Origin of the sequence: Deinococcus arboris, from assembly GCF_009755355.1 — a bacterium.
Lineage (GTDB): Bacteria > Deinococcota > Deinococci > Deinococcales > Deinococcaceae > Deinococcus > Deinococcus betulae.
In genome coordinates this window covers 91,004-116,917 of the sequence record NZ_WQLB01000009.1, presented here as the reverse complement: position 1 = coordinate 116,917, position 25,914 = coordinate 91,004, and the positions used below count along the sequence as shown (strand labels likewise).

The 25,914-nt window shown below is 67.4% G+C and carries 26 protein-coding genes; 1 reads left to right on the top strand and 25 read right to left on the bottom strand.

Annotated features, from left to right (window positions below):
• Nucleotides 1-67: 67 nt before the first annotated feature.
• Genes GO986_RS09095 through GO986_RS09055 form a run of 9 tightly spaced genes read right to left on the bottom strand, consistent with a single transcriptional unit; the run spans nt 68 to nt 12,920 of the window.
• Nucleotides 68-850: a hypothetical protein gene (locus GO986_RS09095; protein WP_157458970.1), complete on the bottom strand. Its 783-nt coding sequence runs from the start codon at nt 848-850 to the stop codon at nt 68-70.
• Complete coding sequence (locus GO986_RS09090; protein WP_157458969.1) at nt 847-2,256, bottom strand: collagen-like triple helix repeat-containing protein; 1,410 nt, start codon at nt 2,254-2,256, stop codon at nt 847-849. The genes GO986_RS09095 and GO986_RS09090 overlap by 4 nt, the downstream gene beginning before the upstream one ends.
• A complete protein-coding gene (locus GO986_RS09085) occupies nt 2,257-2,724 on the bottom strand; it encodes a hypothetical protein (protein ID WP_157458968.1) in 468 nt (155 codons plus the stop codon).
• A gap of 8 nt (nt 2,725-2,732) precedes the next feature.
• Nucleotides 2,733-4,421, bottom strand: a complete 1,689-nt coding sequence (locus tag GO986_RS09080; RefSeq protein WP_157458967.1) for a hypothetical protein — start codon at nt 4,419-4,421, stop codon at nt 2,733-2,735.
• Nucleotides 4,414-4,608, bottom strand: a complete 195-nt coding sequence (locus GO986_RS09075; RefSeq protein ID WP_157458966.1) for a hypothetical protein — start codon at nt 4,606-4,608, stop codon at nt 4,414-4,416. The genes GO986_RS09080 and GO986_RS09075 overlap by 8 nt, the downstream gene beginning before the upstream one ends.
• Complete coding sequence (locus GO986_RS09070) at nt 4,598-6,874, bottom strand: hypothetical protein (protein WP_157458965.1); 2,277 nt, start codon at nt 6,872-6,874, stop codon at nt 4,598-4,600. The genes GO986_RS09075 and GO986_RS09070 overlap by 11 nt, the downstream gene beginning before the upstream one ends.
• Nucleotides 6,875-6,884: 10 nt before the next feature.
• On the bottom strand, nt 6,885-7,229 hold the full coding sequence (locus tag GO986_RS09065) for a hypothetical protein (protein WP_157458964.1): 345 nt from the start codon (nt 7,227-7,229) through the stop codon (nt 6,885-6,887).
• 7 nt (nt 7,230-7,236) lie between these two features.
• A complete protein-coding gene (locus tag GO986_RS09060) occupies nt 7,237-7,656 on the bottom strand; it encodes a hypothetical protein (protein ID WP_157458963.1) in 420 nt (139 codons plus the stop codon).
• On the bottom strand, nt 7,653-12,920 hold the full coding sequence (locus tag GO986_RS09055; RefSeq protein WP_157458962.1) for a phage tail tape measure protein: 5,268 nt from the start codon (nt 12,918-12,920) through the stop codon (nt 7,653-7,655). The genes GO986_RS09060 and GO986_RS09055 overlap by 4 nt, the downstream gene beginning before the upstream one ends.
• Before the next feature lie 41 nt (nt 12,921-12,961).
• On the opposite strand from GO986_RS09055, the gene GO986_RS09050 reads away from it, so the two are divergent.
• Nucleotides 12,962-13,765, top strand: coding sequence for a stalk domain-containing protein (locus GO986_RS09050; protein ID WP_157458961.1), 804 nt, complete (start codon nt 12,962-12,964; stop codon nt 13,763-13,765).
• 5 nt (nt 13,766-13,770) lie between these two features.
• On the opposite strand, the gene GO986_RS09045 is transcribed toward GO986_RS09050, so the two are convergent.
• The 16 genes from GO986_RS09045 to GO986_RS08970 form a co-directional block, all read right to left on the bottom strand.
• Entirely contained in the window at nt 13,771-14,232 is a 462-nt protein-coding gene (locus GO986_RS09045; RefSeq protein ID WP_157458960.1) for a hypothetical protein, read from the bottom strand.
• On the bottom strand, nt 14,229-14,591 hold the full coding sequence (locus GO986_RS09040; RefSeq protein WP_369409260.1) for a hypothetical protein: 363 nt from the start codon (nt 14,589-14,591) through the stop codon (nt 14,229-14,231). The genes GO986_RS09045 and GO986_RS09040 overlap by 4 nt, the downstream gene beginning before the upstream one ends.
• A gap of 8 nt (nt 14,592-14,599) precedes the next feature.
• Complete coding sequence (locus GO986_RS09035; RefSeq protein ID WP_157458959.1) at nt 14,600-15,004, bottom strand: hypothetical protein; 405 nt, start codon at nt 15,002-15,004, stop codon at nt 14,600-14,602.
• Nucleotides 15,004-15,171, bottom strand: coding sequence for a hypothetical protein (locus tag GO986_RS09030; RefSeq protein ID WP_157458958.1), 168 nt, complete (start codon nt 15,169-15,171; stop codon nt 15,004-15,006). Before GO986_RS09030 ends, GO986_RS09035 begins: the two co-directional genes overlap by 1 nt.
• A 71-nt stretch (nt 15,172-15,242) precedes the next feature.
• Nucleotides 15,243-15,902 carry a hypothetical protein gene (locus GO986_RS09025; RefSeq protein ID WP_157458957.1) on the bottom strand — a complete coding sequence of 220 codons (660 nt, stop codon included), beginning with the start codon at nt 15,900-15,902 and terminating at the stop codon, nt 15,243-15,245.
• Between the two features lie 15 nt (nt 15,903-15,917).
• The gene (locus GO986_RS09020) at nt 15,918-16,355 is read right to left on the bottom strand and encodes a hypothetical protein (RefSeq protein ID WP_157458956.1); all 438 of its coding nucleotides are present in this window, start codon (nt 16,353-16,355) and stop codon (nt 15,918-15,920) included.
• 3 nt (nt 16,356-16,358) lie between these two features.
• Nucleotides 16,359-16,736, bottom strand: a complete 378-nt coding sequence (locus tag GO986_RS09015) for a hypothetical protein (RefSeq protein ID WP_157458955.1) — start codon at nt 16,734-16,736, stop codon at nt 16,359-16,361.
• Nucleotides 16,733-17,200, bottom strand: coding sequence for a hypothetical protein (locus GO986_RS09010; RefSeq protein WP_157458954.1), 468 nt, complete (start codon nt 17,198-17,200; stop codon nt 16,733-16,735). Before GO986_RS09010 ends, GO986_RS09015 begins: the two co-directional genes overlap by 4 nt.
• Before the next feature lies 1 nt (nt 17,201).
• Nucleotides 17,202-17,930, bottom strand: a complete 729-nt coding sequence (locus tag GO986_RS09005) for a hypothetical protein (protein ID WP_157458953.1) — start codon at nt 17,928-17,930, stop codon at nt 17,202-17,204.
• Nucleotides 17,931-17,947: 17 nt separating this feature from the next.
• Nucleotides 17,948-19,048 (bottom strand): hypothetical protein, encoded by a 1,101-nt coding sequence (locus tag GO986_RS09000; RefSeq protein WP_157458952.1) that lies wholly within the window; start codon nt 19,046-19,048, stop codon nt 17,948-17,950.
• 78 nt (nt 19,049-19,126) lie between these two features.
• Nucleotides 19,127-19,531 carry a hypothetical protein gene (locus GO986_RS08995; RefSeq protein WP_157458951.1) on the bottom strand — a complete coding sequence of 135 codons (405 nt, stop codon included), beginning with the start codon at nt 19,529-19,531 and terminating at the stop codon, nt 19,127-19,129.
• A gap of 48 nt (nt 19,532-19,579) precedes the next feature.
• Nucleotides 19,580-21,310 (bottom strand): S49 family peptidase, encoded by a 1,731-nt coding sequence (locus GO986_RS08990; RefSeq protein WP_157458950.1) that lies wholly within the window; start codon nt 21,308-21,310, stop codon nt 19,580-19,582.
• Nucleotides 21,311-21,470: 160 nt separating this feature from the next.
• Nucleotides 21,471-22,805, bottom strand: a complete 1,335-nt coding sequence (locus tag GO986_RS08985) for a phage portal protein family protein (RefSeq protein WP_157458949.1) — start codon at nt 22,803-22,805, stop codon at nt 21,471-21,473.
• Nucleotides 22,806-22,820: 15 nt separating this feature from the next.
• Nucleotides 22,821-24,476 carry a phage terminase large subunit gene (gene terL, locus GO986_RS23410; protein ID WP_157458948.1) on the bottom strand — a complete coding sequence of 552 codons (1,656 nt, stop codon included), beginning with the start codon at nt 24,474-24,476 and terminating at the stop codon, nt 22,821-22,823.
• Nucleotides 24,460-25,032, bottom strand: coding sequence for a hypothetical protein (locus tag GO986_RS08975; RefSeq protein ID WP_157458947.1), 573 nt, complete (start codon nt 25,030-25,032; stop codon nt 24,460-24,462). Before GO986_RS08975 ends, terL begins: the two co-directional genes overlap by 17 nt.
• Before the next feature lie 71 nt (nt 25,033-25,103).
• Nucleotides 25,104-25,406 (bottom strand): hypothetical protein, encoded by a 303-nt coding sequence (locus tag GO986_RS08970; protein ID WP_157458946.1) that lies wholly within the window; start codon nt 25,404-25,406, stop codon nt 25,104-25,106.
• Nucleotides 25,407-25,914: the final 508 nt, after the last annotated feature.

Sequence of the window (25,914 nt, the reverse complement as noted above, 5' to 3'; positions counted from 1 at the left end):
CCCGCTCCAGCCTGCCGGTGCTGGAGCGGGAAAAGGGGGTGATGGGCAGCGGTTGTACGCGGTGCGGTCAGCTGCTGCCGCCGCCACCTCCACCAGGCAGGCCGCCGCCACCGGCCAGCGTGAACGGCAGCTCGTAGTCCTGCCCGTCGCGGCCGCAGTACCGCAGCAGCGGCACCACACTGCTGCTCGGGCTGTCCGGGTCTGTGTCGTCCACAATCTCAAACGCCCCCGGCGTCCAGAACCCGTTCGTGGTCGGCTCGCCCCGCCGCCGCATCCCGTGCAAGTGCAACTGCCCCGCCGAGGTCCGCACGACCGGCCCCAGGTTCATGTAATGGAACCCGGCCTGGGTCAACTCGTTTCCCCCCGCGTCGCGCAGCACCAGGCTCGCGCCCGGTGTCGTGTACAGCGAATAGGCCGTGGTGTACGTCAGAATCGTACTCTCCACACGCAGCACGGCGCGGACCCGGTGGCGCCCCGGCACCGCCAGATGCGCGGGCAGCTTCACCGTGGTGTACGCCTCGAACGACGTGCCGGTGGGGTGGCTGTACCCGAACAGCGGCGGCTCCCCAACCGGCGCCTCATAGATGGCGCCGGCCGACTGGCCCTGCGGGTCAAACACCTCAATCCCCGCAAAGTTCGCCTGGGACAGGTTCAGGCTGATGTTCAGCTCGCCCATCCCCACGTCCTCTTTGCTGGTGGTCAAGTCCACGAACTGAAAGGTTCGGTTCTCCTTCGGGTAGTTCGTGCGGACGTTGAAAGTGATGCCCTCGCCAGGGTCCAGCACCACGTTGTGGGCCTCGGCTTCGAGTTGGAGAAACATCGCATCGGAGGGGAAAGGTCCTGCGCTCATGGGCTACTCCTGGTGACCGTCTGAAAGCCGCGACTGTCGGTGGTCGCGGTGCCGTTGGTGACGGTCTGAAACCCTCGGGCATCGGTGGTGACGGTGCCTTCCACGATGGTCTGGAAGCCGCGCGCGTCGGTCGTGATAGTGAACGGGCTGAAGCCGCCGCCAGGGTTCCCCCCGCCGCCGCCAACAGGACCGTCACTGCCCGCACCGACGAGGGCGCGCAGGATGGTCACGCCGCCGCTGTCGTCGGTGCGCTTCAGGCGCAGGTAGCCCGGCTTCAGCTCGTGCGGGTAGTCGGTCGGCGTGAGCACTCTCCAGTCCTCGTCACCGGTCGGAAACACCGCCACCTCGGCCTCTACGCCGTCCAGCCCGCGCAGCTGAATGCCCGCCAGGCCGCCCGGCAGGTCGGTCACTGTGTAGATCTCGCCTTCCTCTGCCGTGGCATCGCCCAGCAGGAAGCTCGTGGGGAGAGTCCCCACCAGCACGCCGTCCTGCCCGTCCACTCCATCCGCGCCGTCCTGGCCATCGGCCCCAGCCGGTCCCGTGGGTCCTGCGGGCCCTGTGGCGCCGGTGGCCCCCGCGACGCCCTGTGCGCCAGGGGCGCCGAGCAGCTGTGTCCTCACGACATAGGTGCCCGCCTCCTTCTGATAGATGTCACCCGTGCCAGAGGTGTCAAACCAAAGGTCCCCGTCACTGCCCACCCCGTTGTCTGGGGTGCCCGGTGCCATCCACGATTTCCCGCCCAGCCAGAGGCCACCGCCAGAGATGCCGCTGCTCAGGTCGGCGGTGCCGTCGCCGTTGCGCAGCGCCAGGTACTTGAACCGCGCGCTGATTTGCTGGGTGTCAATATTGCCCGGCTGGTTGCTGATGAACAGCACTAGGGTCGCGTTCGTCATGCCTGCCAGATACTGTGCCGGCAAGGGCCGACTCAGTCCCATTTGGTTGCGGGTGAGCTGCAACTGGTTCGCCACCGGGTCCACCGTCAGCCGCACCCGCTGCACGATGTTGTCCGCGATAGGCGGCAGGCTGGCCGTCGCTTCCCAGCCGTCCCCAGAGCACCGCAGCCGGCGCCCGTCCCAGGACAACATGGCCCCATCACCCTGCAAAATGAACCCGCAGGCGGGGGCGTTGACCACGTCGATCACGGGGGTCAGCACCACGGTCAGGTCGTACTGGAGCTGAATGCCGCCGCCGTCCCAGCGGCTCTGAGCCAGCTCGCTGGTGAGGATGGAATTGGCCTGGTCAGCGTTAATGCCCGTCTGGCCGTTGTGAAACAGCATCGGGCCGAGCACCAGCTCGCCGCCGTCGAAGTACCCGCCGGTGTAATCGGGGCCGGGCACCGGCCGCTCGAAGGTGTCGTAAAAGGTCCACTGCGCCGCAATGGGTGGGGGGTCGGTGGGCAGGGTCATTCAAATGCCTCCTGGAGAAGTGCCGGGCACACCGCTGTTTCTGCTGATCAGGGCGCGGCTGACGGCGGTGTCGAGGTGAATCTGGGTGATCAGGGGCGTGGTGGGGAGCGGCCCCAGCGGTAAGAGCGCGGGGTGCCAGCCGGGCTGCGGCGGGTCGGTCGCGTGGTGGCCGAGCAGGAACACGGGGCCGTGAAGGGCGCAGACCGGAATGGCCTTTTTCACGAGGACGCGTAACTCCAGCACACCGAAACCGCCACCTGGGAAGGTGTCTGCGAACGTCAGACGCAGGCGGCCGGTTACCTTCGTGCGGTCGTCCAGTTCCTCGGGCCAGCTGGCAGGCGGGTAGAGCACCCGCTTGTCCAGCGCCTTCAGGGCCGGTGCGCTGACGAGAAAGACCCCCTCGCGGAAGACCTCGACCTTGCTGGGGCGAATCATCGGCGCCTGGCCCCGGCGCAGTGCTTCGTTCATGAGCGGGCTCACGAGCTGCCCCCTGGGTTGGTCGGGCCGGCGCCCAGGAACACGTCCATCAGCGCCAGCCTCAGCGGCGCCACGGGGGCGTCCGGGGGCAGGACCTTCGGGCGCTGTTTGGGCCGTTTCTCCCACCACCACCAGGCGGGGTCGGTGCTGCCCTCGGGGGGCAGGCCGCCCCGGCTGTCCCGCCAGGGGTCATATAAGCCCACCGCACGCAAGGTGGGCGGGTCGAAGGGGTTGAAACTGAACGTGATGACGCCCGCCCCGCACTCGCACAGCGCCCAGTGCGGCGGCCAGCTGTGCGTCAGTGTGCCGCTCGGGTGGAAGCGGCGGAAAGTCCCCACCTGAACGCGCAGAATCTCGCGCTCAAAGCGGTCACGGGGCAGACTGCCGCCGCCGCCCGGCCGCACCAACGTAATCGGCGCGTCGGTGTCGTCGGCGGTGTGCAGCACCCACACTTCAGGTACGCCCTGGGCATTCACCGGGCCACAGAGCGCCGCCCAGCTGCCACCAGTCAGTTCCTGGCCGCCTGCAAGCAAACGCGCGCCTTCCTCTAGGCGCGCATGGTCAGTGGTGTAGGCCGCCGTGTTGCCGGGCGGCGGGAAAATCGTGACCCCCGGTGCGCGGAACCTGGGACCTTCCCGGCTCGGCACTGGGGTCTGCGGTGGCAAGGGCGCGTCCACCAGCCAACTGGCCTGCTGAATAGTGCGGAAAAAGGGCAGGCCCAGGGCGGGGTCTGTCGGATTCGGGGGCGTCCCATCCGCCTCCCACTGGGCGCGGGTTTTGTCTACACCCGAGATGCTGAGGCGCGTGAAATTGTACGGCGCCTCGTCAATCACCTCCCAGCCGTGCGGGTGCATCATCAGGATGGCGCGCTCCCGGCGCCAGAGGGCGTTTGGGCCGTCTGGGTCGTTCATGGTGGGCCCCAACCGCTCCCATTTCTCGCGCAGCCGGTAGTCGGTCACGATATCCCCTTGGGTCATGAGGCGCGTTTTGTAGATGCGCCACGGGGCCGAGACCGTCAGAGGGGTGCTGCTCTCCGAGCCGTCGAAGTTCTGCCGCTTGAGGGCGTACTGCACGACATCGCTGCCGCCACTCAGCAGCAGCTGCTCGTGGATAGCGACGGCGGGGTCAGTTACCACCGTCCAGGCGCGCTGGCTGCGGATACCCAGGCCGGTCAGGTCGGGGGGCGTGGACGTGGAACTGACCTGTTCGAGCCACTCGACCCAGCGCTCCAGGTGGTTCACGGCGTTGGCGCCCAGGGGGTGCAGCTGGCCGTCATCCAGGGTCATGACCGGCAGACTCGGGACAGACCCACCACCCAGAAAGGTGCCGTCTGGGGCGACGGTTGGGACGTGGTCCAGGGCGAGGCGCTGCGGGCTGTCATAACTGGCGGTCTGCGGGAACACCCCTGCGTCGTCCTCAGTGTGCGTGGGGCGACGCGGCTGGTGCATCGTGCGCCGGTCGGTGTGGTGCGCCCCGTCGCGGCAGACCTGCATGCGCTGGCCTGGCCGGGGAAAGGCTCCCGGCGCCAGGCTGGCCCGCACGGCTTGCCCCGTGTCCAGGCGCACGGTGACAGCGCCCGGAAAGGCCGCCACCACCACGCCCCAGACACAGCTGCCCGCCGGCAGCTCCCCCCGGCAGCAGCAACCATCCAGCCACTCTAAAAACTCATGCCAGGACCACTCAGCCACGGCGCACCGCCGTCACTCGCCGCTGGCCGCCCACACCGTCAAGCGTCACCTGATCGCCCGGCGCCACGGTCGTTGGGGCCGGATATTCCACCCGCACCGCCGTCACCTTTCCGGCCGGGCCACTCACACGCACGATCAGGCCGCCGGCCACGCGCAGCACCACCACGCCGCGCTGCTCAGTCGTCATAGGTCACCGTCTCCACCTCCAGCGTGTGGCTCTGCCCCTGCCCTCTGGCCGTGACTAGCGTGACGATGCCGAGGCCAGGCAGCAGCAGGGCCGGGCGCAGCGCCTGGGCCTCCGGTGTACTGACGCGGCGGGTCACGCGCGGCCGCAGCGAACGGGCCAGGACCGCCGCCAGTGACGAGGCCCGGTCCAGTTCCTGCACCACCTCCAGCTGCGCCGTCTGGGCCGGCGCGGGGCCGCCCAGCGGCAGGCTCACCTCCTGCGGGTCGCGCAGGTAGGTGATGCGTGGCCAGGGCAGGCCGCTGTAGCTCTCGGGGTCGGTCTCGCCCTCCGGCGTGCCTCCTGCCTGAGCCGCAACGGGCGGCACCTCCTCACGCAGCGTAGGGGGCGCGTTTTCGGTGATTTCGCTGTTGTGTTCCAGGACGCCGACGCGGCGCTCCGTTTTCACGAATTCATCGGTGTCGAGGTCGCGTACCGGCAGTTTCTGCGGCCCGGTGCGGGTGCGGGTGTAGAGCCAGTACCCGTCCCCGCTCGGGGCGTAGGTCTCGGCCGTGCTGTATTCCTCGACCGTCATCGCCTTCGGCGGCGGCGGCGGTTCGTCAGGGTCCCCCAGGCCCGACTGCCCCAGTTCTCCTACCCTGGACTCCACCGTCAAGCGTTCGCGCAGCCACCCGCCCTGCGGGCTCCAGACGTTGCGGATGCGCGTGCTTTCCTGGCCCAGCAGGTCGCCCATCACGGCCCCAGGCAGCAGGGCAGCGAGTTCTGCAGGCAGGGTGGCTGGGGCCGTGATGGTGGTGTAGGTGCAGGTATAAGCCGTCTGGGTGGTCACGGTTTCGGCCAGCGCCTGGCTGTCGGTGCTGCCAGGAAGGTAGGCGTACCACGTCTCTATTACGGACAGCACGACGTTCTCCAGACGCCGCTGCCGTGCATGCACGACCATTCCCGTGAAATAGGGGTGTCTCAGGCGTGCCTCACGGATTCGGCGCTGCGTTTCCTCACTGTCAGCCACCACTTGTTCGGTGACTTCCAGCGCGCCGACTGTCACTTCCAGGGTCTGCACCACCCGCCCGCCGATCTTACGGGTCAGGTGCGCGGTGCGGCGGCCGTCGCGGTCGGCGTAGCCGGTCAGCACCGCGTCGCGTTTGACCTCGAACAGCGCGGCCTCCGGGTCCGCAATCTCCAGCTGCACCGGCTCGCCGTCCTCGCCCATCACGTCCGGCAGGGTGCCGCTCTCGACCACCTCCTCCAGGTAGTCCTCAACGCGCGTAAACAGGTCCCCCACCTGGAGCGTGAGGCGGCTGGGCTGGCCCGTGACCTCGGCCTGCTCGGAGAGGCCGGTCAGCAGGGTCGGGTCCAGCTGGCGCACCCCCTCGTACAGGCCAGCGGGCACCACCACCCAGTTGGGCTGCTCAGTGTTCTCCAGCACCAGCAGGGCGTTCAGGCGCCCGTAGGTGTCTCCGAACACGTCAAGGGGCGAGCGGCCTTCGGTGCTGTACTCGCGCCGCGTTTCCTCCCAGTATTCGCCCTGGAGCATCTCGGTGCCGCTGAGGTTCTGCCCGGCGTCACCGAAGGCCGCCAGGGCCACGGCGTCCACCGCCATGATTTGCCGAGTCACGCTGCGGTAGCCCGGCGATTCGATCTGCCGACTAGGGTTCTTGACCCAGGGAATGAGTTCGTCCAGCTGGGTGTTCTGTAGCTGTTCGTCCTGGCGGCTGCGGCCGCGAAATACAGTGGCGTGTCCGCCGTCCGGGCTGGTGGTCACGGTGTAGTCGCCGCTGGCCGGCACCGGCTCGTATTGCGTCACCACAAGTTGCCCGGTCGGCAGCAGTTGCGTGACCTCAACACGCATCACGGCGTCTATGGCGGGCCGGACGACGCCCCGCACCGTGAACTCCGCTTCCGCATACGCGGCCTGCCGGGTGTGCTGCCAGGAGAGGCCGTCGAGCGGCTCGCCGTCCAGCAGCAGCCGCGTGCGACTGCGGAAGGGTGCGGCGCCCAGCAGGATTTCCACGAGGCCCTCGCGCGGTTCCTGCACAGGGGCGCCCGTGCCCCCACTGGCCACCCGGTTGGTCTGGGCGTGCAGCACCAGGGTCAGGGTACGGCTGGGGTCGGGCTGGGTCTGGGCCCGCAGGGCGAGGGTCAGGCGGTAGCCCACCGGCACGGTCTGGGCGCGCAGGGTCAGCACCAGGCGCTCAGTGCTGCGGGTCTGCGCGCTGAGCGTCAGGACCAGCCGCCGGCCACTGCGCCGGGTCAGGGTCGGAAGCGGCATTCAGTCCCCCTTAGATGATGTCGGCTTCGACAAACGCGAGGTCTTCGGCCAAATACTTGTCGGCCGGTTGCCCGGCCGCCGTGTACCAGCTGGTGGTCAGGGCGAGGCTCTCGCCGGGCTCCAGCACGCCGCAGGGCAGCCAGGCGGTGGTGAGGGGCACCGCCACCCCGTTCAGGGTGACGCTGGCCGCGCCGGTGCCCGCGTCGTCGTTGAGTTGCCTGACGCGCAGCTTGATGGTGCGGGCCACGCTGTCAGTGTTGACCAGCGTGGCGTTGATGGTGGTGCCCGTCTGGCCGGCGCCCACCTTGCCGAAGTCGGCGCGGGCGCCGGCCAGGCCTGCAATGCGGTATTCCATAGGGCTCCTAATTCGCTTTGCGCCAGCGCAGGGTGAAGGCGTAGCTGTACCAGGCCCCGACACGCCCTGGCAGGAGGCCCACCGGCCGCACAGCGGCCGTGAGCACCTCGCAGTTGGTCCAGGTCCTGGCGGTGTCGGGACGGGTGTAGGTCTCAGTGAGGGTCAGCAGCTGGCCGGGCCGGATGGCCTCCAGCGCGGTGCCAATGGGGTGAGGCACCCAAAAGCCCTCTGGGCTGGTGATGTTCAGGGTGGCGGCGGTGGCGCCGGCCTGGCTGACCTGCCCCGCAAACAGCCCGGACAGCAGCGGGTCTTCGCCGGCCTGGGCCTCCCAGTCGGCGGTGACGCTGCCCATTGGGGGCAAGTGCCCGGTGGGAATGCCCACGCCCCCAATGGAGAGCGTGGGGGGCGGCAGGATGGGGCCGCTCATGTCCGGCACGGCCCCGCCGGGCTGCGGCGCTGCGCCTCGGCGCGGATGAGGGGGGTCAGGTCGCGGGCCAGCTGCTGCAGGTCCTGGGAGGTTGGCTGCCGCTGCCCGTTGTAGTAGAGGTTAAACACGGTGGTGCCTCCTGTGCCGCTGCCGCCGCCTGGGACGGCCACGGCGCGCGGCGCCGCGACGGCGGGCAGACGCACGCCTGAAAGCTGGGCCTGAAGTTGCTGCACGAAGGCCCTGCCGGCGTCCCGTCCCGCCGCCGCCGCCAGGCCGGGCATCTGGGAAAAGACGCCGCCCAGCGCGTCTTTCATGCGTGACGCGCTGGCTTTCATGTCGGCCTCGGCTTTCTGGACGTCGCTGCCCAGTTGCTGCACGCCGGCCTGGGCCTTCTGTGCCCCCTGGGCCACGCCCTGGAGCACCTGTTGCAGCCCCTGGGTGCGCTCGGTCAGCGCGGCCGCCGCCTGTTTCCGGGCGGCCTCTGCTTGGGCCTCCAGCACCGAGACCTTGCCCTCGGTTTCCAGCACGATGCGGTCGCGCTGGGCCTCCAGATTTTTCACCTCGGCATCGTTGCCCGCCGCCTGTGCCGCCTTGATTTGGCGGTCGAGGGCCTTGGTCCGGGCCTCGGATTCGGTCTGGATGCGCCGCACTTCCTTCTCGTGCACGCGCGCCTGCGCCTCGCCCACGGCTTCCACACTGTCTTTCAGGCCGCCATAGGTGCTTTGCAGCTTCTGGGTGGCCTCAGCCAGTTGCGCGGCGTCGTACTGGCCCCCTTTCAGCAGGCCGTCCAGGGCCTGCTTGGCCGCGTTGTAGGTCCCCTGATTGAACTGGACGGCGTTGTCCAGCAGCCCGGCGTCCCCGAACTCCTGACCGAAGCCGCGCAGCACGTCCTGCACGCTCTGGAGCGCGGTGCGCTGGCGGTCGTATTCGCCCCGCAGCGCCTCCAGTTTCTGGCGCTGCGCTTCGAGCGCGGACACCAGGTCTTCGAGCGCGTCTTTGGCTGGCGTGAAATCGCCCGGCTTCAGGCTGCCGCTGCGGAACTGCTGGAGGTAGGGCAGCGCCCGGCTGTAGGCGTCCGCCACGTCGCCCGTGGCCTCGGCCAGGTCGCGCTGGGCGTCGCCGGCGCCGGGGGTGGCCAGCAGCCGGGCCACGCGGGCGTAGGCGGTCTCTACTCCCCGCGCCTCCTCTACGAGCTGCCGGGCCAATTCCACTTCCTGGCGCTGGCTTTCGACCACGCTGAGCTGGGCGTCTTTCAGGCTGTCGGCCTTTTGGCGCCGCTCCTCGTCGGTCAGCAGCAGAGCCTCTCCGCTGTCCAGAGCCAGGGCCAGGCTGCCGGCATAGGCGAGCTGCGCGGCGGTCAACCCCTGCTGCGCCACCAGGCGGTCGGCCGTGGTCTGGGCCAGACGACCCTCGCGCTCCACGTCCTGCACCAGGCGGCTGGCATCCTCACTGGGCCGAAAGGCAGCGGCCACGCGCGCCTGACGGATTTTTTCTGCGGTGTCGCGCTCCTCCTGTTCGCGCTCCTGTAGGCGTTTGAGGCTATCCGAACTGAATTTGGCGTCCAGGGCGTCCACGTCGCTGTAAAACTGGCGCCGGATGTCCGCGACCTCTCTGGCGGTGAGGCCCTCGGTGCGCAGTTTCTCGTTGGCGGCGCGCTCCAGCAGTTTCCGTTCCTGGCGGTAGGCCAGGCGGGCTGTTTCCTGCACGGCGTCGGCCCGTTCGCCGGCGGCTTGCCCCTCAATCTCGGCCACCTTCAGGGCGTCGCGGCCCGCCTGGGCCACGCGGCGGGCGGTGTCCAGGTCGGCCTGAGCCTGCTGGCGGTCGCGCCCGGCCTGCTGGGCCGCAAACTGCGCGTTCTGGGCGGCTTCAAAGGCTTTGACGATGCGGCCGGCCCGTTCCTGGGCGTCCTTTTCGTCGTCGCGCGCCCAGCCCTGGCGCAGCGCGGCGATGCGCTGCTGGCCCAGGCCTTCGATGCGGGCCTGCTCGGCGGGGTAGCCGGCCAGGGCAGTCAGGCGGTCGCGGATGCTCTGCTGCACCGAGGCGAGTTCCTCGGCGCGCTCGGCAGCCAGGCGGGCCGCCCCTTCCGGCATGGCCGCGATGACGGCCGCGCGGGCCTCGCCTTCCGCCTCGGCAATCGCCTTGGCATTTTCCTCGGCCTGCACGCGGTCCTCTTCCTGCCAGCGGCGGCGCAGGGCAACCACCTGGCGGCGGCCGTCGCTTTCCACCTGGGCTTTCAGGTCCGGGTACTTGGCATATTCCGCCACCTGGCGGGCGATCTCGTCTTGGAGTTCGGCCAGGTCGAGGTCGCGTTCCGCCTGGCGTTTGGCCTGTCCCTCGCGCATGGCGTCCAGTTCGGCACGCTGCACGCCGAACGCGGCCTGGCGGGCACTGGCAGCGGCCTGCTGGTATTCCTTCTGGCGTTCGGCAGCTCGCTCGGCGGCGTAGCGGGCACGAACGGCACTGACCTCCTTTTCCTGGGTGGCGGCCAGTTCCGCGAGTGCGCCCTTCAGCTCGTTGCTGTTCAGGTTGCCGCCGAAGCTTTCCTTGAGCTTTTTCCGCAGGTCGTCAAAGGTTTTCTCGACCTGGGCGACCTCTTTCTCAATGCCTTCCAGGCCACCGATTTTGAGTTGGAAGCTGCGCTCACTGAGGGTTTTGCGCAGGTCTTCGACGGCGGCCGACTGCTGCTTCACGCGCTCGGGGTCTACGCCGGTGGCCTGTTCGGTCGTGATGCTCCGGCGCTGGTTCTCCGTGCGCAGGGCCGTCAGTTCGGTTCGCAGCTCCTGTACGCGGGCGCGGGCGACTTCGACCTCTTTCGGGTCCACCTCGTAGGTGCGCTCCCCCCAGATGTTGACCCCCGTAACGCGCCCCGTTTCGGCGCTCTGGAGGGTGTCCATCGCCAGGAGGAGCTTGGCCTGGGTGCGGCTCAGTTCGGTGCCCTCAGCGGTCAGGGCCTGCACCCGTTTCATGGTGTTGTCAAAGCTTTCCTGCTGCTGCTGGTCGATCTCATCGTAGATTCTTGCCGTGTCCGACATCAATTTATTGACGGTGACGGCCAGGGCGGCGACGGCGGTGGCGATGAGGCCGAAAGGATTAGCTGTGGCAAAGGTGGTGACAGTCCCGAAGAAGGTTGTTACCGCCGCCATGAGAGTCGCCCACAGCGCGGGCGCAGCGGCAGCAATAACCGCGCCTTTGAAAGCCACGAATGCGCCTACGAGCGGCAGCACGTAGCCCATCAGATTTTCGGTCCCGTTCGCAAATCCAATGAGGTTGTCCACACCGCTGCTAAACGCCTTGATGACAGCAGTGGCCACAGGCAGCAGCTTGTCGCCCACCACGATGCGCAGCTGCTCCAATTTGGTCTGGAGGCGCCCTACCTCACCCTGATAGGTTTCCAGGCGCTCGGCCGCGATGCGCGCGGCCTCGCCCTGTTTACCCTGGGTGGCGATGTTCTTGTCAATGGCCTCGCTGTTGCTGTTCAGCAGGATGGTCGCCACGCGGATAGCGTCCGAGCCGAACACATCTTTCAGGATGCGGTTGCGGCCCTGCTCGCTCATGCCGGCCAGGGCCACGCGCAGGTCGTCCACCGTGTCGAGGAAGGGCCGGAAGTTCCCTTCAGCGTCGTAGGCGTTCACGCCGATTTTGGCCAGGGCCTTGGCTCCCACCTCGCTGGGACTTTGCAGGCTCAGCAGCATGGTCTTGACGCTGGTGCCGGCGTCGGACATGGCCTTAAAGCCGCCCTGAGCGGCCGTCGCCATGATGCCGCCGAACTGCTCGATGTTCAGGCCGGCGTTGACAGCCACCGGCCCCACGGCGGCTATAGCCTGCGCCAAGTCCTCGGCCCCCAGAAAAGTCGAGTTCGAAAAGTTGGCAAAATTGTCGGCCACGCGCGGTAAATCCTGCGAGGACAGCTTGAAGGCCGTCATGGCGGCCGCGCTGAGTTTGGCCGCCTCCGCGACCTGAATGCCCGCAGCACCCGCGAGATTCAGGGCGCCGGTCAGGCCGCCCCCAATCACGTCCTTAGCCGAGAGACCCGCGCGGTTGAGTTCCAGGATGCCGGCGGCGGCGGCGCGCGGCCCTACTCCCAGGTCCGTGCCCAGCGTCAGGGCGGCGTCTTTCAGGTCTTGCAGGCCCTCGGCGGTCGGCTGAGTCAGCGCCTTGATGTCCGCCATGCCCTGCTGGAATTGAGCGGCTGTGCGGAACGAAGCGCCCATCGCGGCGACGAACACACCTACGGCGGCGGCGGTGGCCAGAATCGGGCCGGGCAGGGCGCCGAACATGCTGGTCAGCTGTCCCACGCCTGGCAGGAAACTGGTCAGCTGCTGAAGGGCGTTCCCGATGTTGCCGGACAGCCCTGCGATGTTCACCCCTCCCCGGATGGTGTTGGCCTCGCGGGTGGTCTGGGCCAGGGCGCGGTTCACCTGGCCCAGCTGTGCGGCCGTGAGCTGGCCACTGCTGGCCATGCCCTGGAGGGCCACCCGAATGCGGTTGATCTCGGTCTCGTAGGCGGCGACAGCCGCGCGGCGCTGGGCCAGGTTGGTCGCAGCCGCAGCGGCGGCGTCGAAAGCGGCACGGGCTCCGGAGAGTTCGGTGCGCAGCTGGGTAATACCCGCCGAGTTGACGTTGCGCAGGCCTTGGGTGGTGCGGGTCAGTGCTTGGTCGAGGGCCTTGAATTCGGCGCTGCCCGCTGTGGCACCGGCGGCGGCTACGCGCAGCGAGGTTTGCAGGGCCGTCAGGCGCAGGGCGTAGGCGTTGACGTTGATGTCGCCGCGCTTGTACTCGTTGTTGAGCTTCTCCAGGTCGCTGAGCAGGGTCTGGGTATTGACACTGAACCCACTGCGGCCACCCGCGCCTGCCCCCCCGGCGCCGCCCGCACCGCCGCCCAGAGCGCGCAGCTGAGCTATCAAGGCCGTTAGTTGCGCGATAAGGGTGTTGGTCTGCGCCTGGGCGGCGGTCAGGGTGCTGACGTTCAGGCCCGCCACGGCATTGAGCTGGGTGCGCAGGGCGGCCAGCGCCGTGCTGATGCTGGCCTGGTCGAAGGTCAGCTTGACGCTCAGGGGGGACGTGCCAGCGGCGGCCGCAATCGCAGCGCGGATGGCCGCCGGGGTGGCGCCGGCGAGCTTGGCCGTCAGCGTGAGGGTGCCGTTGCGCTTGACGTAGTCAGCAACTTCGCGCACCGCTTTGAGGGCGTCGCGGGCGCCCCGGACAAACCGGGTGGTATCGAGATCAGCCGTCCCGTTCAGGGGGGCCAGGCCGGGTTGCGTCATGTTGTGAGTCTCCTGAAAGAGCGGGCGGGTACGGTGGGGCTATGCGATCTCTTGGAGCACTGTTGGTGGCTACCCTCTGTTCGGCGGCGGCGGCGGCAACCACTTACACACAGAACGGTGTGGAGTACGTCAACTTGCAGGAATTTGCGCAGGAGAACGGCATCACTTCCCGTAACCAGGGAGGCGATCTAACACTGACGAAGGGCAATATCACGCTTTTCCTGCCTGTCGGGATGCCGGAAGCTGCAACGCGTAATGGGCAACCCGCGCCACTGTCTGCGCGGGTCACAAACATCGGAGGGGCCATCGTCGTGCCCTTGATGGATGTGCAAAGAGCCTTCGGCTTGAAAGTGACTGCGTCACTCAGTAAAGCGCCTGTGCCAGTTGCGTCAGGGGCGACCAAACCTTCAACACCACTGGTGTTGATGCCCGCGCCGAAGCCTGCCCCAACGACCTCGGCGCCTCCGCCAACCACCCCAACGATTGCCCTCAATGCCGAGTTGCGGACCAAGATCGGTGCGACAAAACCAATTGAGGTGGTCTATGAAAAGAAGCCTTTCCCCGGTTATGACTTCACGTATGGATCAAAAACGTCTTTACCTCTGACTCTCAAGCCAGAAGATTTTGCTGCCCACTGTGCAAATCTCGTCTTCGCTCGACTGAAATCCCCTGCCACGGCTAACTTTGGGGCCGTTCGCGTTTATGCCTACCCCAACAATTATTGGGTGACAGTTGGCCTTGTGGATGCTCAGAACAGCTACGGCGCCTTAATTCGGGACGAGTACCGCTGTGTGAACGCATATGTCAACGGCGTCGTGTGGCACAGCTGGGATTTCGTGAAGTAGCTGAACTAGCGCAGCGCCGCCCGTACCTTCTTAAGAAACAAGGCTTCTAGACGGCGTAAAGCAAACACTTGACTGCCGGTCAGGACCGGCCCCGGCAGCCACCACTCCACCCCGCTGCGGCCCTCGGTGTAGGCGGGGGCCGCGTTCGGGCGCTTCAGAGCCTCGGCCTGTAACTGCACCAGGTTGCCCTCACGCCCGGTCTCGATAACCAGGGCGTAGTCGGCGGTGCTGCTGACTGTCACGGTCACTTTGTACTTTGAGGTGCGCGCCCTGGCGTCCAGGCTCCGGAGATAGTCCTGGGTGCGCTCGTAGGCGCCGCTCGCGGTGTTGTAGATGTTGGCCTGCGCGCCGACAATCAGGTGCCCGCGCGTCTCGGCCGCCACCTGTGGCGCGGCTGCCGGCATGGCCTCGGCGGCGGCAATCAGGCCCAGCAGCTGCCGCTCCAGTTTTTGACTGTCCAGTTTCATTTGGCCCTCAGGGCGCGCTCGAAGGCGTCCATGCGCCGTTCCTCCTCCGCCTCGCGGCGGGCTTTCCGTGCGGCCGGTGTGTGGAGCCAGGGGCGCGCCAGTTTTTCGACGTGCTCCACGTGGTCGTTAAATTTTTCCAGGCTGTAAAACGCCTCGCCGCGCTTCGGCCTGCCTCCTGGGTTCTTGGGGTCCACATAGCTCTGCCCGAGCTTTAGGCCAGTGGCGAGGCTGATGTCCTGGAGCACCAGCAGGCGCGCCTCGGCGTCCCGCTCGCCCTGAATGCCAGCGGCGCGGGCGATGAGGGCCAGCGGCATGGCCATCACGGTGTCGTAGGCCTTGGCGCCGAACACGCGCACCACGAACTCGTCTAGGGTGTCGTCTTCTGGCCCTGTTCCAGCAGCTGCAGCAGCTGCGCCGTCACCCTCAGGCGCCGCTGTTCGGCCCGCTGGAGCAGGGCCGTCAGTTTTCCCTCGGCGGCCTCCAGGTCATTGAGTTCCCACATGGCGCCCACCAATTCCACGCGGTCGGCCCAGCTGACGGGACGGGGCAGGGCCTGACCGCGCAGACTGGCCTGCACCAGGCGCCAGAACATGCCCCAGACAGCGGGCTCCACGTCGTCGTAGGCCAGCTCCTGCCAATCCTCGCGCAGCGCCCCGAGGGTCTGGGTAAACGCCAGCAGGTCGTGCAGGTGGCCCTCGGCAACTGTGGCGGGCCAGGCATGAAGCGTGACCATGCCACCGGTAAGCGGCACCACCCGGCGCACTGGCAGCATCAGGCCCGAGCCTTGGGCGTTAACTGGGCCTGCACCTCGGTCTGCACTTCCGCTGGGGGCACGCCCAGCGCGGCGCACATGCCTTCAAACGCCTCGCGGGTCACGCGGCAGGCCTGCGCCTGGTCGCCGTGCCGGGCCAGTTGCTCGGCCAGTTCCGTGTCAAACATAGATTCTCCTGTTGTGAAGGCAGCGGCCTGCCGGAAAAAGGTGCAGGGCAGGCCGCTGTGTCATGCCGGATTTAAGCGGCTTCGTCGGCCAGCTTGTCCAGCAGCGTCTGGAGTTTGTTGGCAGGCACGGTGAAGATGGCGCCGTAGGGCGTGATTTGCGAGGCCACGTCCGTAAAGTCGGCGCCAGGCTCATAGGTGTGGGCGCGCACCGAGATGTTGAACAGCAGCGTCTCCTCACCCTGGCTGTCGCCGGTCCCGTTGCTCTGAAGAGCGGCGCGTGGGTGCCAGAACACACGGAACAGCCGGGCGGGGTCAGTGCCGGGCCGTTTGGCCACCACAATCAGCCGCCCCAGGATGCTGGCCCCGGGACTGAACGGGCTGACCTTGATGCCGGCCATGTCCGTATCGGCCAGGGCCACGGCGGGGGCGCCGTTGTGCAGCGAGCGCACCGTATCGTCGGGGGTCAGAACCGGCACTTCGTAGGTGATGTCGGTTTCGGTAATCCGCTCATCCACCACGATGCTGGGGCCGCCCTCCGGGTTCAGTGCCCGGATGGCCTCGCGGGTGATTTCCGCGTTCGGGAAGATGGTGGCATCCTCGGGGAACAGGCCCAGGTCGGCAAACGTCACGCCTGTGAAGCCCTCCACGGGGTCGAAATAGATGATGCGGCCTTCGGGGACCATGTTCCCGCTCAGGCGGGCGGTGGCAGCGTTGGAAACGACAAGGGGCATAGGGGACCTCCAAGGTCAGGCGAGAAGGGTGCGGGCGTACACGGCGCGGAGCATGACCACGCCACTGCCCAGCGGCAGCAGCGAGGGCGGGGATTGGGGACGGTAAAAGCCGGGGTCGGCGCCGGGGACCCCGATGAGGGCCGGGCGGATGAGGTCGGTCAGGGTGCGCGCGGCCTCGTGGCTGGGCGCCACGGCAGCTACAGCCGTCCAGTACACGTCCTGGACACCCGCACTGAGGACGGCCGTGGGCTCCTCGACCTGCACATAGCCCTGGGGCGCGCGCTGCTCGATGTACACAGCCAGGCCACGGCGCCCACCCTCCACGATTTCGCCGTGCCCATCTTCCTCCTCCCACTCAGCAGGGATGCGTTGTTGGTCAGGCTGAAGAATCGGCGTCCCTGCTGGGACGGCGGCCGTCAGCAGCTGCGCGATGTGTTGCGGGATGGCGGGCACGGCTCACCTCCGGAGCACACACAGCGCGAGGGCCTGGCCGGTGAAGTCGCTGGGCTGACTCCAGCTGCGCACTTCCAGGCGGCCGCCGTCCCAGGGTGTGGTCAGGACGGCGCCCTCTGGTGGGCGTGTGTGGTCAGGGTGCACGCGCAGCTCGCGCACGTCGCGGAAAGCCACGCTCTGCGAGGTGGCAAACGCTTCAGCGGCGGCAATCTGGTCGCGGCTGCCCTTGACCGGGTCACGCACACTGAAGCGGCAGGGATACTCGCGCTCGCGGCCGTTCTGGGTTTTGGTGAAGATGCCCTCGTGCCGGAAGCGCACCGCCAGCATCTCCGGGGTGTTGGCCGAGGCCACTGCGCCGCGAATCTCATCCAGCAGACTCACGGGCTGTCCTCGCGGCAGGGCCGCGTGACCCGGAACACGGGCTCAGGGTTGCCGCCCACCCGCATCCCCGCCACCGGCGAGGGGATGACCCTGATGCCGCCGCCGCTGGCCGCGCTGACCTCTTTGCGCAGCCGCGCCGCTCGGTCACACCACGTCTGGGCGGTCACGCTGTCCACAGGCGTCGCAGCGAAGCGCTCGATCTCCACTTCGCCTTCAACCTTGACCCGTTTCACGCCGCCGCTGCTGCCCGTAGCCGCCTTGGAGGCTTGCAGGCAGGCAGCCTCCAGCACGTCGGCCGCCACCAGCTTCAGGCTCCCGTGCAGCTCAAAGCTGGCCGGGAGGTCCACCTGATCGTCTACCGGCACCGTGGCGTTGTGGTAGTTCAGCGCGGCCGCCGTGGCGTAAGTGCGCACGGCCGCCAGCTGCTGGGTGGTCAGGGCGGGCGGGTCAGACGAGCCCGTCACGTCAGGCCTCCGGCGGGGCGGGGGTATCCGGTGCGGGCGGGGTGAGCGCGGCCAGAATGTCCCGCGCCCGGCCCTTGCCGATGCCATTCAGCCGCTGGAGGTTGGCGCTGCCCTCCTCGCCCTGGGCCAGCAGCTGGAGACCGGGCAGGGTGGTTACGCCGTTCTCGGCCAGGAACTCAGCAGCTGGGAAGTCGGCGGGCAGCGGGTCGCCCGGTGCGCGAATCGCCTGGATGAGCAGCTCCAAGAAATCCACCTGGCCCTGGAGCTGGGCGGAGAGCTGCACCTGAGTGGCATTGTGCTGGGCCGCGACCGTCAGCAGGCCTGCCACCAGTCGCGCGGTGGGCTGCTCGGGCAGCAGGCTGTCCAGGCGCACGACCACCGGCACTGGGTCATCCTCGAACGTAACGGAGGCGATGAGCGCGCCCTCCTCAACGTCCAAGGCCTCGGCGGCATGGGCCTGCGCCCTGAGCACCCCGAGAAACGTGGCGAGGCTGTGCGCGCCGTCCTCGGCCACGAAGACGAGCCGCGCGCCCTCGGGGAAGGGCGCGGCAGGCGGAGTGGTCTGCTGCGGAACGGCCGCCGCCCCGGCGGGCACCTCAGCGATTTGCTTGAGGCGCACCATCAGGCCGTAGTCGCGCCCCGGCTCCACTGGTACGGGGTCACCAGGCAACAGGGCCTGGTCTCCGAAGCGCAGGGGCTTCAGCGCGACATAACTTTTGTCTTGGGTCACAGGGGCCCTCCTGGGGCTTACCAGTCGTACGCGGCGGCGGCCACCACGTCTTCAAAGAACATGCCCAGGTCTGGCGCCACGACCTGCGTATCCACCGCGTGGTGGCACTGCACCCACTTCACGCCGCTGCGGCTGTCGCGGCCCCGGCGCATCAAGCCCAGGCCACCCTCGACCTGCTCCTGCTCGCCGTCAAACTTGGTGTACAGGTTGTTCCAGACGAAGGTGTACCCGCCGCTCGGGTTCAGGCGGCTGGGACGCTCGGCTGCGTAGGTCAGCAGCATGCTCTTGGGGCTCACGATGTACTGGAAGTCGTCTTCTTTGCCTTCCAGCGCCTTATTGAAGACCCCCGAAGCGTCCAGCACCTTCGGCACGTCAAAGAAGCCGGACAGCAGGTCCAGGTCGGCCACGCCCTTCATCACGTACTTCACGCGGTCCACAATGTCCTCGTTAAAGGCCAGGGCGGCCGCCACGTCGCTGCCCAGCAGCAGCACGTTGGGCTTGCGGCCCGTCAGGCGCTTCATGCGGCGGGCACGGGCGCGAATGAATTCCGCGACGTTCACGCCCGGCTGGTCGAACTGGAGGAACTCGGGGGTGTCATCGGCGTGGTTCGGGTTGCTGGCCACGCCCTGGTAACGGAACGCCCAGCCCGCATCAGCGGACATGGCGTGCGACACAAACCGCAGGTCCACGTCCAGGCGCATCTGCCCAGCCAGGTACAGCGCGGCGTCTTCTTCCGGCTGCAGCGGATTGCGGGTGCTGGCCATGTCCTCGGGCTCCACGACACGCTCCAGGCTGCGGTGCTCCACGCGGAAGGTGCCCTTGCCCTTCTTGACGTGGGCAATGTTGGGGCGGTCCCCGTAGGCGTGTTCGCGGAACTCTGGGCGCAGCATGCTGCCCCGGTCCCACATGTCGAACTCGCCGCTGGGCCGGTTGACGTCCAGGCGGGGGAACACCTGGGGGGTCAGAAACTCCTGGTCGTTGGCGGTGTCATCAATCGCCATATCGGTGAGGTACTGGTCGGCCTGGAAGCCCTCACTGGTGGGGGGCAGGGGGCCGGTGGTGGTGTCGTAAGCGGCCATCAGCGGGCCCATCAGCATCGCAAGTCCAACTTTCAGCATGAGTGTCCTCCTGGGACGGGAAAGGCGAAGCCCGCTGAAGCACAGGGCTCAAGCGGGCAGGGGAAAGGGCGCGGCAGATTAAGCAGGCACGGTGCCGTGGTCAAACTCGAAGGGGGCAATGGCGCCGCTGGGCCCGCCTTCAACCAGGGTGCCGAAGTAGGCCTGACCAGCGGCGGCCAACAGCGCCACGCCGTCCGCACCCGACTTGATGCGGTCGCCGGCTTTCCCGGCAAAGCCGAGCTTGACCTTCAGGCGGCCGCCCGTGTGGATGGTGGTGCGGACACCGGCCTTGTCGCCGGGGTAGAAGATGATGCCTGCGACGTGGTCGCCAGCACCCGCCACGTCAATGGTCTGTTCCTTCTCGACTTTCGAGCTGTCGCCGCTGCTGACATTGCCGACGAGCTTGGCGGCGCGCCACTGGAAATTGGTGAGGTCACGGGCGCTGGGGCCGGCGTGGCTGCCGGTGGGCTTGATCGTGGACACGGTGGACTCCTTAGGGGGTGAGAGGGCGGAGGGGAGACGGGGCGGCGCTCAGCGGCCCCGGTACTGGGCCGCGAATTGGGGGTCGTCGCGCATGACCTTCTGGCCTGCCTGCGCGCGGGTCAGCTTGGGATCTTCTTTCATGGCGGCCTGGACGCGGGCGTTGTAGTCACTCTTGGGGTTGCCGGTGCTCTTGCGGTCCTGACTACTCCCGGCCTCGCCCACGAGCGCCAACTGGGCGCCGGTCGCGTTGAGGCTCTGTTCCAGGGCGGCGTACTCTTCCTTGCTCAGCTTTTCGTGGGCCGAGCGCAGGGTGGCGCCGAATGAATGGGGTTGACCCAGGGAGACCGCGCGCTCAGCAAACTCGCGGTTCAGGCGGTTGTCGCGCTCGGTGTTGGCGGTGTTCTCCGCGCGTTCAGCACGGGCATTGGCCGCAGCAGCATCCGACTGGGCTTTTTCCACCGCCTCGCGGGCTTCGGGCGTGAGGGCGCTGAGGTCAATCTTCGCGGCGCCCTGGGGGGCCTGGCCAGCGGCCGGCGTGGCCGGCCCTGCCGCTGCACTGCCGCCGCCGTCGAGCTGCTTATTCAGGAAGGCGCGTTCCTCCGCGCTGAGGGGTTCGCCGGCTTGCACCTTGGCGAGGATGGCTTTCAGGTCCATAACTTCCTCCTGCGCCTGGGGCGCGGAATCTAGGTCGGTCAACGAACCCGCCTCCGTGGTGGCAGGCGGGTCGTCGGTGGGGCTGGGATTCTGCACGGCGGCCGGTGGGTCCGGGTCGCCGGTGGCAGTGGGTGGGGGAGAGGTCTTCGCCGCGTTGGCCAGTGCGACGCCGAGGGAGGTTTGATGCTCACGCAGCGCATCCGCACGGGCGTCAGGGTCATCGTCCCCTTCATCCTCGTCGTCATCCGGTGGCGGCGGGTCCTGCGGTGGGGGTGGGGTGGCGCCTGTTAGCTCACCCAGCACGCCCGCCAGGCTGCCCACACGGTCGGCCAGGCCTGCGGTGACAGCTGCTTGCCCCGTCCACACCTCGCCGCTGGCCCACTCATCGGTCACGAGGGCGCGCGACTTCCGGCGCCCCTTGGCGACGGCCTGAATGAACTGGGCGTACATGGCGTCCACCATCTTTTGCCACTCGGCCTGAGCCTCGGCACTGAAGGGCTCGTAGGGCTGGCCGAGCGCCTTCTTGGCGGCGCTGCGCACGTAGGTGACGACAATGCCCCAGGTACTGAGCATCTTCGTGTAATCCGCATGGCTGGCAATCACGCCGATGCTGCCGGTGATGGCCGTGGGCGTCACCACGATCTCCGAGGCCTGGGCCGCGACCCAGTAGGCCGCCGAGGCCGCCATGTCATTACTGACGGCCACCACGCGCTTCTTGCTCTTGGCATAGGCGACCGCGTCACCAGCTTCCACGGTGCCGGCCACCGTCCCGCCTGGCGAATCAATGCTGAGCAGGATGGCCGCGACCGTCGGGTCGTCGGCCAGCGCCCGCATCTCGGCGCCGAAGCGCTGCGGATTGACGTACCCCCAGCCTTCAGCCCAGGCAGGCACACGGCTGATCACCACGCCGTGAAAGGTCACGAGGGCTACGGTTTTGCCGTTACCGCGCACGAGTGGCACACGCTGGGTCAGAGCGACGGGCGCGGCCGTCATCTCATCGGCGCCAGGCCCGTGCCCCTGTGGGTTCATGACCCGCGCGTGTAGCTCGTCCAGGACGTTCTGTTGAATGGCCCAGAGCTGGCCACCCTGCAGGGCGTGCGCGAGGAAATGCAGATTCTGTTTCAAGGTGGCCTCCTACCAGGGCGACGTGGGGGGCACGATGCTGCCGGGCCGAGGGGTCTGACCACCAGGCGAGGGCGCTGGGCCAGGGGACGGGGTGCGGACGCCTGGGCTGGGCACTTCAGTAACAGGGCGGGGTGGGATGGGTGAATGCATACAGGCCTCCTTAGGACGGGTCTTCGTCCGCGTCGTCGGTGTCTTCACGCTCAGGCACACCGAGCTTCTGGCGCATGGCAGTTTCTAGGTTGGTGTCGGCCGAGATAGTGCCGGCCTTCAGGGCATCGTTCACTCGGACCAGGAACTGCTCCAGCGCGGCCTCGCTGAGCCCTTTGTGCTCCAGCCTGGGCCACAGCTCTCGGGGCACGCCGTTGACCTGCATCAGATTGCCCACGGCGAAGCGGTTGACCACGGCGGTCATGCCGTCCAGAAAGCCAGTCCCAGCCAGTTCAAACAGGTCGGTGAGGTCGCCGCTCAGGGCCTGGGCGCCTTTACCCTCGCTGCCGCCCAGCAGCAAGAAGGTCGCCAGCAGCGACGTGGCCAGGCGCTGCGAATAGCGCTTGATGATGGCGTCGGTGTCGTGGGCGCGTGTGCCACCCGACGTGACCAGGCTGAACTTGTAGCCCGTGGGCATCGCCTTGGTGCTGGTCGTGCCTTTGGCCTCGTCATAGTCCTGCACCACGTACTGGCTGCTCGGCATCAGGACGTAGGCCCGCTCGTCGGCCCGCACCGCCGCCGCCTGCTGCTCGATCACGCGCAGGGTGGCCTGCTGCTCGGCGGTGGCGTTCTGGCTCAGCAGCTCGACGGGTACTTCCACCAGCGGCAACCCGGCCAGATCGCGCTCAATGCCGATGGCTTCAAACTCCTCCAGCCGAGACTGGAAGCGGAATGATCGCCGGGCATTGACCAGCAGACTCCGGCCCTCCGGGTGACCACCAGCTTCGGTGGTGCGGAAGTGCAGGCAGCGCTGGATGGGCAGGAACACGAGGCCCTTGCGGGTGCTCTGCCACAGCCCCTGAATGCCGCCGTCGCCGTCGTATTCCCAACGCGAGAGCGTGCGCTGTGGTCGCAGGGCGAACTTACGCCAGCCCAGGCGCCCGTCCGTATAGGCGCTGCGGTAGCGGGCGTCTTTCTCGTTCGGGCCGCGCCGCACCTTGTACACGACCTCGAAGTAGCTCCAGCCGTGCACGAACATGGTCAGCACGTCAGCCGTGAAGCTCGGAAAGGTGTGGCTCATGTCCTCACGGCACTGGCGCAGATATTCAGCCCAGTCCAGCGCCTCCGGGGTGTCATTGGCCGGCACCTCCTGCCACTCCACCTGGCGGAACATGGCTTCGAGCGCCAGGAACACGCCGCCGATGATGGGGTCGGTGTCGCGCATCTCTTGGTACAGTTGCGCGGCGTACACGCCTTCTTCGGGTAGGAACTCACGGCGCCAGTTGCTGCCAGCGCCGCCGCTGCCGAGGATGCTGAGGTCAATCTTCGCGGTCTGTGGTTGGGTCATAGGCTCGGCGCCTCCTTATCGCCGCCAGGCGCTGGTCTTCTGTCCACCCAGGCCAGTGAGACCGGGGAGGGCGGTGGGTTGGGCCTGACTCTTGCCCTGCTGCTGTGTCCAGGCCTTGCGCTTCTGCTTGAGGCGCTGAAGGGCCTGTGTGGTGGCGTCCACCTGATCGTCGTTTGCGCCGTTGGGAAACTGCGCCCATTCCTTCAAGTACTCGCTGGCCACCCAGGGCGCCAGGTTGGGGTGGGGGAGGTACACGTTGCCGCCCTCAATGGTGCTGCTCTCGGTGGCCACCCGCGACTGCTTGCTGCCGGGGGGGTCGTAGCCGATCAGACCCGTCAGCGTGCTGCGCAGGTCGGTCATGATTGCGGTGCCGTTGGCCTTGTCTTCGACCAGATGCTCGGGGATGCCGGGCCAGGCCTCCGAGAAGCCGACGAGCGCCGCCTTGGACTTGACGTAATCCCAGCGGCCGCGCACCTGGCCCCGCAGGAAGGTGTCGGCACCCCGACTGCCCCAGGCCTGGCCCACCACGAAGTCGCTGTCCTTTTTTTCCTTGAACGCAAAGTCCCAGCTGGTCAGCTCAAAGTCGAAAGCCTCCGGGGTGGGGACCACCACGGCTTCCACTTCGGTGACGCTGCCGTCTTCAGCCACCACCTTCAGGTACAGCGGCGGCAGCGAGGGCAGCAGCTCGGCCGGGGCGTGATAGCGCCACCACCAGCCCTTGACCACCCCGCCCCCTTCGGGGACGGGCCGCTGCTGTAGCTGGCCTGCCGTGCCGAAGGTGCCCAGATCCAGCTCAGCCTGCTGATAATCGGCCTCGTCGCGGAACTCGGGAAACAGCAGTTCGCCCGGCTCCTTGCGCGGATCCTCCCAGATGGGCGTCACCGTGTGGTATTCGGGCTCGTATTTCTCGGGCAACCGGAGGATGACCCAGCCGCCCTTACGCTCCAGATGACCGGTCAGGTCTTCCTCGTGCAGGCGCTGCATGATGACGATCTGCACGTAGCGCTTGGGGTCGGCCCCGCGTCGGCTGAGGCTCTGGTCGTAGGCCCGCGTGATGGTGCGGCGGTGGGCGCGGCTGTCGATCTCGGCCGCGTTGTTCGGGTCGTCAATCAGCAGGATGTTGCCGCGTGCCCCGGTGGCGCTGGTAATCGGCTTGACCAGGCGGCGGCCGCGCGCCGTGGTGTCGAACTGGGACTTGCTGTTCTGGTCGCGGGTGAGCTGCACCCGCTCGCCGTACCGTTCCTGGTATTCGGGAGACTCCACCAGGCGCCGGCAGCTCATGCTGTCGCGGATGGACAGGGATTCATTGAAGGCCGTGGCCAGGAAGCGCTCGCCCGCGTCCAATTCTGCCCAAACCCAGGCAGGGAAAAAGACGTTACACAGCGAGCTTTTCATCGTGCCGGGCGGGACGTTGATGATCAGGCGCTTGATCTCGCGACGGGCGGCCGCTTCCAAATGCAGGCACATGGCGTCGAGGGCCCAGCCCCAGGCGAGGGGCGTGCCGGGTTCCAGGACGTCCCAGAACTCGTGGACAAACTCGCGCAGCGTCAGCGGCTTCACTTCTTGTGGCTCGGGCAGCTCGCCGCGTTCCTCTAGCTCTCGTTCGGCCAGTTCAGCGAACAGCAGGTCTTCGTCAAGCCACTCGGGCCACACCTCACGCTTGCGCGCCACGAGCCTTCCGCCTCCGCTCGATCAGTTCCAGCAGCTGTTCTTTCGGCAGCTTCTTCACGTCGGCCGGCGAGCGCAGGTCCTCAATCCGGACGGTGTACTCCTCCATGCCCCGCGCCTGGCGTTCCAACTGTGCTCCAGCCGTGGCCAGACGCGCGACCCCGAAGGCCCCCAGGTCGGAGAGGTCGAGGTAGTCCATGCCGCTTTCGGCCAGCTCCTGCATCCGCCGGCCCAGCTGCGAGTGGCGTGCCCGCACCTCTTCCACCGTGTCGAGGTCCAACTGCTGCATCCGGGTGGCCACCTGGTGACGAAACTCGGCGCGCAGTTCGGCCCAATCTTCGCGGCTGCTACGGGCTTTTAGAGCGTCATGGGTGGGGGCCCCAGGTTTGTCACTCAGGGCCTTCAGCGTCACCTCGTCGCCGCCTCGGATGTACTCGCGGCGGATGGCCGTCCAGTCGTAGTGGGGCCGGGCCCGCTGGGGCTTCGCCCCGCCGCTGCCACCAGCCTTTTTGTCCGGCTTCTTGGTTGAGGGCTTGGCTTTCTTGTCGCCGCGGGGCATGAATCACCTCCTGAAATGGCATCCCCCTGCCGCACAGAAGCATGGGCAGGGGGCAGAGAGAGTGGAGAAGGTTAGGGCACCACCAGCACTTTCACCGCGAGAGCAGTAGCGCTGTCAGTGACGGTAGTGGTCGAAACCTGGATGACAATCTTGCCACTAGGGGGTTTGACGTTATTGTTCAAAGTGGAAAGCGTTTGAACGGCGTTATACGGAGCTTGATGAGGGAGACGAAGAACGTAATCCCCGTACTCCTGCGAGAATTGATAGATATAACCACCTATCTCAACGTCTAGAAAGCCGTTCTGAGCGACAAAATTGGCACTGTGGTTAGTGTTGGTGGGGTCCCCTGGGACAGTAAAGGTGAAAGGACTCATCCGCCTAGTTTAGGAGCAGGCGCTCTCCACCAGATTCAGGAGAGTTTCATACCCATACGCCCTAATCGAACCTGCTAAGAGATGCGCGCTGGAAGAAGACGAAGTCAGCGCTGAGCGGGGGTGAGTTCGTGAAGCCATTGATCACCGGACCACCGCACGTGCAGGACGAGGTAGGTCTTACCGAGGAAGATGCGTTGCATAGGGGCGTGCTTGCGGGGGGAGGGCCAGTACTTGATCCGGGGTGTAGGTAAGGTCATGGCTGAAGTGAACGCCTTCAGGTGGGCACAAGGGAAAACAGCGTAGTTGTGGGGTGAGCTTTGCCTGCCCCATGGGGCAGGGCAGCGGGATCCCCTTCTTTTACCCAGATAGGTTGTCTACTCAGCCAGCGCGCGCAGGGATGCGCCAACGCATACTTGTCCAGCACAGAAAAAACTGGCGTATCCACTGGGCGTGCTTCCCGCACGTGGGTTTTGCGCGTGCTGGTGCAGGCCCATTCGTCTTCTGTCAG